The following is a 7,586-nucleotide window of genomic DNA, read 5'->3' as shown; positions in this document are numbered from 1 at the left end:
ATCATGACTCAAAAACTAGTGAAAATTCAAATCACACAAGTTTTTGAAAGAGACATATTTCTAAAAAGCATTAAATACTTTAAATGATTTAATGATATAGTGAGGGGAAAAAATGGTAGAGATTTCAGTAATATTGCCGGTTTACAATGCCGGTGAATTTTTAAGAGAATGTTTAGACAGTCTGATCAACCAGACTTTCAGGGATATTGAAATGTTATGCATCAACGACGGCTCCAGCGACAACTCACTGGAAATCCTCAATGAATACGCCAAAAAGGATGAGAGAATCATCGTAGTCGACCAGGAAAACATGGGCGTTGCTAAAACCAGAAACAATGCCCTAAAAGAAGTCAGCGGAAAATTCGTGTACTTCATGGACTCAGATGACTGCCTTGATTTGACAGCCCTTGAGAAATTACATGAAAACATCACATCCAACGATTCAGATTTCTGCATAATGAAGGCAATGTTCGTAAACCAGGACGGCATCCAGCATGAGCATAATGCGTTCAGCCTGGATGATGAGTTCGGAGACGTTGACTACAGCAACTTCACATTCAACCACAGACAAATCAAAAGCCATGTTTTAAATGACCTTTTTGCACCATGGTTTAAGCTCTACCGAAATGAATTCCTTAAAAGCGACAGCGATTTTGTCTATCCCGAGTCAAAATCATACTCAGATACTCCGTTTCATGTGAAGACTATTCTGAAGGCATCCAAAATCTCATTTTTACCAGAACATCTGTACCACTACAGATATAACTCAGAGTCCTTAGTGCATGACCCTGCAAATACACTTAACTTCTTCAGGATTTCAGACATCATAGAGGAGTTTCTAAAGAAAAACAATTTCTTCGATGAATATGAAAGTGAATTTAATGAATTCAAGGCCGACAAGCTGGCTTACTATATGAAATTCGCCGAAAGCGAAGAGTATTACCTGAAGGCAAAAGAGGAACTTGCGAAAATCGACTTGAGCGACGTCGATGAGATAAACCGTAACCGTGCAGAAATCATCCTGAACTCAGAGGACTTCAGCCATGCGAAACTGGAACTGGAACTTTACAACGCCCAGCTTCGAATTGAATATCTGCAGGAAAGCTATGATTCTCTAAAAAGCAATTATGTCGAGATTAAAGGCAAATACAATCAGATGAAAGGAAACTATATTGAAGTAAAGGACAAGTATTCCGCAATGAAAGGAAGATACCTGAAACTGAAGGAAGACTATAAAAACAAAAGTGACGAATACAATAAACTTGTCAATTCAAAAAGCTGGAAAGTCACCAAACCGCTTAGAAAACTTAAATGATTTTTCTGGCGGTAAGCTGAATCCTGTTAAAATACTGTAACTTCGAATTTGAACATTACCGAATGCATTGTCTTTGACGGCTGAAATTTGGCCGGGGACGTGATTAGGATTTTCCTATGCAAGCATAAACCTCACCTCTGATTTTACATGATGACTAAAACACATGAACAATAACCTATACAATTTATAACTTATCTGCAACATATCTAAACATATGTCACGACAGGATAAAATCGTTAAAACAAGCATCATAGGAATTGTTGTAAACCTCATTCTTGTGGCTTTCAAGGCAACCATAGGGATACTTGTAAACTCAATAGCAATCACTTTGGATGCAGTCAACAACCTTACAGATGCACTATCTTCAATAATCATTATTATCGGAACAAAACTGGCAGGAAAAGCACCTGACAAGAATCACCCTTACGGATACGGGAGAATAGAATACTTTTCATCAGTAATCATCGCAGCCATCGTACTGTGGGCGGGAATTACTGCACTTATGGAATCATGGCCGAAAATATTCAATCCGGACGTGACCTCATACACTACAGTTTCACTTGTAATCATTGCGGTAGCGGTCATCGTCAAGTTCGCACTTGGAAAATATGTCAAGAATGTCGGTGAGGAGATAAACTCACAGGCCCTTGTAGCATCCGGAAGCGATGCCTTTTTTGATGCGATACTGTCCCTGTCCACACTTGTCGCTGCCATAATATCCATATTCTGGCACATCTCCCTTGAAGGAATTCTGGGAGTCATCATATCAATAGTAATTATAAAGGCAAGTATAGACATGCTCAGGGAAACCCTGGACAGCATGATCGGAGCAAGAGTCGACTCCGATTTGTCCCAAAAAATCAAATCCTCAATATGCGAAATTCCCCAGGTTTACGGGGCATATGATCTGAGCCTTCACAACTACGGACCTGAAGACATGCAGGGGTCAGTTCATGTGGAGATTGACGACAGCCTGACAGCACTTGAAATCCATAACCTCTCACGTATGATTTCATTTAAGATTTTTGAGGAATTTTCAATCATACTGACAGTCGGAATCTATGCGCGAAACGACAAGTTCTCCCCAATACGCAATGAGCTTGAAAATATAGTCTCACAATACGAAGAGGTTCTTGAAATTCACGGATTCATTGCATATGAGGACCAGAATCTGATTACATTCGACATGATTGTGGACTTCGATGCCGACAGGCAAAGGGTGAAAAATGAAATACTCACAAAGATAAAAGAGAAACACCCTGAATTTGATTACATCATTATTGATGACTACGATGTAAGTGATTAATATAGTACAAGATACAAAATATTATACAAGGTGAAAAATTATGGAACTGAAAAATATAATTTTAGTGGTTATAGTTATTCTAATCGTGGCTTTGATTGGAGTTGGCGCATTTGTACTCAACGGTGACTCCAATATCGGTTTGAACAACATTACCTCAAATACCACTGACAACAATTCCGGAAGCACCATCCTAAATATCAACACAAACAGCACAACAAACAATACCACCGTTGTAGGGGACAACTCTCCAAGAGAAAATACAACCAATACTACAAATACTTCTTATAAAGTATATGTTCCTCAATCTGACAAATATGTTGATGTTATCGGTGAAAAGTACGATGCTGAAGTAAACAGATGGTACACATACGACACTGATGGTGTAAGATACTACAATACAAGAATTAATTAATTTTAATTCTTTCTTTTTCTTTTTTTAACGCTTTGATTACTAGTCAAAAAACACTGCACTGACAAGATTATCCCTGTATGTGGTTTCATCCTTAAGGGATTCGATGTGGTGTATTACATTGAGCTTCAAATCCTCCAGCTTTATTCTGACAGCCAGATTGTTGAAATCAACATTGAAATGAATTAGGAATTTCAGATTCATTTCATAGTCATATATTGCCCAGTCAGGCCCGTTGATGTCAATTAGCTGAACTGACCATCTGGACATTATGCTGTTGATTTTGTCCGTGACTTCATCGATATTGAAATCAGACCCCAATGTTAACTCTTTCATTGATATAAGCTCTCAGGTTCAATCTGTTTAATCAGGTTGTTGATTTCAGCCAGATTCTTCTCGTTGAGTATGCCGAAACTGATGATTTCCTCTTTTCTGAGAGTCATAATTTGGCTTTCCAAAATCTCTTCAGGAGGAAGTATTAAAAAAGTAAGCCATTCATCGTCTTCAGATACATATTGGCATGGTTCGAAAAGCTGGAATTTGATTATAAATGATAATGATAAATCTTCAATGTTTTCTACAGGGTCTCTTAAGCATTCCTTTGCGAATTGCTTATCCATTGCTAAAATTTTTTCTTTGATATTCATGAGTAAATGTTTATACTTATTATGTTAAATAGTTAATTTCCAAAATTAGAGTTCTTTCACATAGCTGTCCAGAACGTCAGCGTCAATGTCTTTGAAGCCTTCACTCAAAATCAACCATATTGCCTTTAGAAAACCTTCATCGGATAACCTGCTGCAGCTTTCAAATGCAAGCTGGCTATAATCCGGTCTTTCAAGAGTATCTGACAGGAACTGTTCTTTGATTTCTTCCCGCAAGTCCCAGTCCAGAAATCCTTCAAGCAGTTTTTTGATATGGATTGAAAATGTGTTGGCTATGGTCTTTGCAATCTCAACATGCTCCTCATCGATTTCATCCTGAAGCGCTATGAATGATGAGTAGTCCTGATATCCGAATATTGTAAATCTTCCTTCAACGCTGTGGGCTGCATATTCATCGATCAGCCTGTTTAAAATAGAGCTGGTTAATATATATGTGACTGCAGCTTCAACATGCTTGTTTTTACTTACGTCAAGGATTCTGCATACAACATGGACAAGAATCTCCTTTAGGAGGAAGTGTGTCAGTTCATGGATTATTGTTGTAATCTGAAGGGATTTTGTCTGTCTGTCGTCGATGAAAATCCTGTTGAACTCAAAATATCCCAAATCCCTGCCGTATGACTTGTATTCGACACTGACGAATGATTTTGCAAAAAGAAGCACCTTGTCGAGAATATCCAAATCATCCAGATCAATTGAATTGTCCCTAATCAGACGGTCCATGTATTCAAATGCCTGGGCCTTGATGGAGCGTGCAATCATGTTGAAATCATCCATTGTGAATCTGAAATCGTTTATCTTTCGGATGCTTTCATTGCTCAGGATGTTTTCCGCTTCACCGGATCCGCTGCAGGTGATGTGGGGTTTTGTCGTGATATTTCTTATTGAAGGCTTGTGTGAAATGCATTTGAGTGAGGTCAGGCATTCCGGGCAGAAGTTTTCCTCTCTTGAAAAGTGTCTGCCGCATTCGGGACATACCTTCACATGATCACTTTGAAGCACTGATGAGTCTTCAAAATTCATAAACTCATCAACTTCAGCATATCTGGCCATATACTTTTCATTATCCTGAATATTGGCCAGTCTGGCAGATACCATCGTCTGACGCATCAGCAATTCAATTTGACGTCTTTTTTCCACATCGACTTCAGCATATTCGCTCAGCTGATTAAATCCGTTCATGCCATCACCTAAAATATAAATCTCGCAAAAGACCATAACATCATTATCAGAGCAATGATTACAATGTAGAGTCCGTGCCTATTTGCTTTTTTGGAGTCCCTTCGGGTAAGCAGATATATACCCATTATCAAACCCAGGAGGGCAAAAAGCAAAGCAAGAATGTATCCCGCTATGATATGCAGCGTGTATGACTTTTTGACTTCGGGCATCTGGGGCTTTCGACCGACAGCACCTTCCTCGAGACCCGCTCCACAGTTCTTGCAAAACCTTGCATGGTCGACCACTTCTTCACCGCATGCAGGACAGTATTTTGTTATCTAATCACTCTCCGGAAAGATTTTTTCGATGAGCTGCTTTTCGCTCTTGTAGAAGTCAAGCTTCATGATTTTCATCAGGTTTTCCGGTGCTCCGATAAGCTGGGTCATTGATGACCATGGAAGAAATACGTTTTTTGCACCGATATCCATGCACATCCTTAAAGTTTCAGGCAAGTTTGTTGACTGTTCCTTGCTGAGTATAACTGTAGCTGGCGGCAATTCCTTTTTTTGCTTGTATGATTCATTTGCTACAAGATGTTGGCAAGTATAATATGAAGGTCTTAGTGAACCTGTCAGATTATCGATGCTAAAATCATTATTCTTGACGGATAACCTGAACACGTTTTTGTCCTCAATAAAGTACACCTCACCGACCAGAGGATTTCCATCCAATGTGACATCAACTGTGTCCTGGTGAACTTCAAGTTCAACATATTCATCATCACCCTCGCCGGCGATAATCTTTAAAAGACGAATGATTTCCTCATTCTGTTTTTCAATATTCTTGTTGATTTGAATCAACTCGGATAATTCAGACATGGTTAATTCTATAACTTTTGTAGCTATTATAATTTAGTGTCAAATTTAGCGATAATAAAGATTGGTTTATAATTAGTTTTAAATGAAATAGATTGTCAATACTTGTTAAAACTAAATTTCAGACAAATTCCAAACATTTAAATATTATTAAAGCATTAATATATGTTTAAAAATAAATTTGGGTGATTACTCATGACAATGTCTAACCCGATACAAGTGCTTTTGAACAAGAAAAGTGAAAATGAGAAAATGGTCAATATAGACATCATCAAAAGTCCTATGAAATACGAAATTCTGAAACTTCTTCGTGAAAACGAAATGAAATTCGAAGAAATAGTTGAAAATACCACTAAATCGAAAGCAACAGTGTCCCTGCACCTTAAAGGGCTGAGAGAGCAGGGAATAGTGAAATACAAACCTGATCCTGAGGACAACAGAAAAAAGATATTCTACCTTAACAGCGAAATGCTTGGAAGCATAGACTCAAAAAACATCCAGGCCAACAAGACAAAAAAGCTTATGGACAATTTCATATCCGAAGGCAACATCGAATACCCCCTGATGCTTACACACACCTTCAAAAGCATCCTGGCGGAATACGGAATAGAAATGAATCCCATACTGAAATCTATCGGCAACCATATCGGAGAGTACATCTTCACTCAGGTATATGACGATGATTTCGACAATTTCCTCTATAACATCTCCAAATACTGGGCGGACAACAATCTGGGTTTTTTAAGCTTTGATATGAAAAACACACTACAGATAATATGCAGAGAATGTTTCGAATCTGTAAAACTGGAAAAAACCGGAAAGCCAGAATGCTATCTGGACATTGGAATGTTCGAGACAATATTCCATAACTATTTCAATTTCCCAGTAAAAATCACCGAGATTAAATGTTATTCCATGGGTGATGAGGTGTGCCTTTTTGAAATCGAACCCTAGATTGGAAACATGTAGAAAATTGATGTGGAGAGCTTCTCATCATTTGCAAACTTCTCAAAACCAAGAGAGTATCTTAAAAGTTCTACTCTCGGAATGAGAACATCATCGCTTCCCTGGTTGATGATAATTCCATCCATGTCCTCAGATAAAATAAAGTTAACCAGGGTGGCGACATTCACTATCTGAGCATACCTGAAATAATCGGTTGCAACCTCATTGAGCTTTTCTTTTGAAGTGAATATTGTTGCATACTCACCGCCAATCCTGTCAGTGTGCATCTGAGCCATAGGACCGGTTTCCTGCATTGATATGATTCCGTCCTTTGCATAAGCGGTCAAATCGTTCGGGGAGAGCATCAGCACAAGACAGGTTGAATTGGCAAGCTCCTCAAACAATGCCTCATAATGGCCCACATTTTCCCTTTTTTTGATGAAACCTTCCAGACTGCTGTTGTCGATTGAATCATACATACCTTTAAGTTCCTCTTTTGTGTATGGCTCTGAGGTGTAGAAATTGGTTTTCGGAATGTTTGTGATGCCCAGGATAAATTCATCCGTGAAAAGATACTTCTCCGATGCGGGATTCAGGATATATCCTTCTATATCAGTTGTTCTTATGATGTTCTGATACAGTTCAAAGGAGTTCTGAAGCGCCTGAATGTCTGTGTCCTTATAGAACTTCCGAAACTCGTCGAGATCAGTAAATAATGGTGTGATTTTTGCTTCCTCATCATCATATATGATGAAATTTAGGGTGTCGTTTTGCCTTTTTGCAGGAATCCATAAATTGGAAAACCTGAATTCGTTAATCAGCTTTAAAAGCAAGTCTTCCGTGAGCATGCCGCCGTTTGCATGAATGTCCTCAACTACTGCACGCAGGTGTTTGTGGTTAACCATAAAAA

Annotated in this window: 10 protein-coding genes; 4 read left to right on the top strand and 6 right to left on the bottom strand. The window is 38.6% G+C overall.

The annotated features are described in order from the left end of the window. Positions 1-112: 112 nt before the first annotated feature. From Q4Q55_RS04050 to Q4Q55_RS04040, 3 genes are all read left to right on the top strand, one after another. Complete coding sequence (locus tag Q4Q55_RS04050) at positions 113-1,315, top strand: glycosyltransferase (RefSeq protein ID WP_303371541.1); 1,203 nt, start codon at positions 113-115, stop codon at positions 1,313-1,315. Positions 1,316-1,529: 214 nt separating this feature from the next. Next, entirely contained in the window at positions 1,530-2,621 is a 1,092-nt protein-coding gene (locus tag Q4Q55_RS04045; RefSeq protein ID WP_303371540.1) for a cation diffusion facilitator family transporter, read from the top strand. A gap of 40 nt (positions 2,622-2,661) precedes the next feature. Then, positions 2,662-3,033 (top strand): hypothetical protein, encoded by a 372-nt coding sequence (locus Q4Q55_RS04040; RefSeq protein ID WP_303371539.1) that lies wholly within the window; start codon positions 2,662-2,664, stop codon positions 3,031-3,033. A 39-nt stretch (positions 3,034-3,072) separates the two neighbouring features. Here the strand turns inward: Q4Q55_RS04040 and Q4Q55_RS04035 are convergent, their stop codons facing one another. Genes Q4Q55_RS04035 through Q4Q55_RS04020 form a run of 5 tightly spaced genes read right to left on the bottom strand, consistent with a single transcriptional unit; the run spans position 3,073 to position 5,734 of the window. After that, positions 3,073-3,366, bottom strand: coding sequence for a hypothetical protein (locus Q4Q55_RS04035; protein WP_303371538.1), 294 nt, complete (start codon positions 3,364-3,366; stop codon positions 3,073-3,075). After that, the gene (locus tag Q4Q55_RS04030) at positions 3,363-3,677 is read right to left on the bottom strand and encodes a hypothetical protein (protein WP_303371537.1); all 315 of its coding nucleotides are present in this window, start codon (positions 3,675-3,677) and stop codon (positions 3,363-3,365) included. The genes Q4Q55_RS04035 and Q4Q55_RS04030 overlap by 4 nt, the downstream gene beginning before the upstream one ends. A gap of 45 nt (positions 3,678-3,722) precedes the next feature. Beyond that, complete coding sequence (locus tag Q4Q55_RS04025; protein WP_303371536.1) at positions 3,723-4,877, bottom strand: hypothetical protein; 1,155 nt, start codon at positions 4,875-4,877, stop codon at positions 3,723-3,725. Positions 4,878-4,885: 8 nt separating this feature from the next. Continuing rightward, entirely contained in the window at positions 4,886-5,194 is a 309-nt protein-coding gene (locus tag Q4Q55_RS10640) for a zinc ribbon domain-containing protein (protein ID WP_368660133.1), read from the bottom strand. Continuing rightward, the gene (locus tag Q4Q55_RS04020; protein ID WP_303371535.1) at positions 5,195-5,734 is read right to left on the bottom strand and encodes a hypothetical protein; all 540 of its coding nucleotides are present in this window, start codon (positions 5,732-5,734) and stop codon (positions 5,195-5,197) included. Between the two features lie 192 nt (positions 5,735-5,926). Here Q4Q55_RS04020 and Q4Q55_RS04015 point away from each other — a divergent pair, with 192 nt between their 5' ends. Further along, positions 5,927-6,685, top strand: coding sequence for a V4R domain-containing protein (locus Q4Q55_RS04015; protein WP_303371534.1), 759 nt, complete (start codon positions 5,927-5,929; stop codon positions 6,683-6,685). Here Q4Q55_RS04015 and Q4Q55_RS04010 read toward each other — a convergent pair. Continuing rightward, positions 6,682-7,581, bottom strand: a complete 900-nt coding sequence (locus Q4Q55_RS04010; RefSeq protein WP_303371533.1) for an SseB family protein — start codon at positions 7,579-7,581, stop codon at positions 6,682-6,684. The two genes, Q4Q55_RS04015 and Q4Q55_RS04010, sit on opposite strands and share 4 nt — an antisense overlap. Between the last annotated feature and the right edge of the window lie 5 nt (positions 7,582-7,586).

The sequence above is a fragment of the Methanobrevibacter sp. genome (assembly GCF_030539555.1).
Lineage (GTDB): Archaea > Methanobacteriota > Methanobacteria > Methanobacteriales > Methanobacteriaceae > Methanocatella.
The sequence above is the reverse complement of the archived record's forward strand: the minus strand, read 5'-3'. Positions and strand labels throughout refer to the sequence as shown.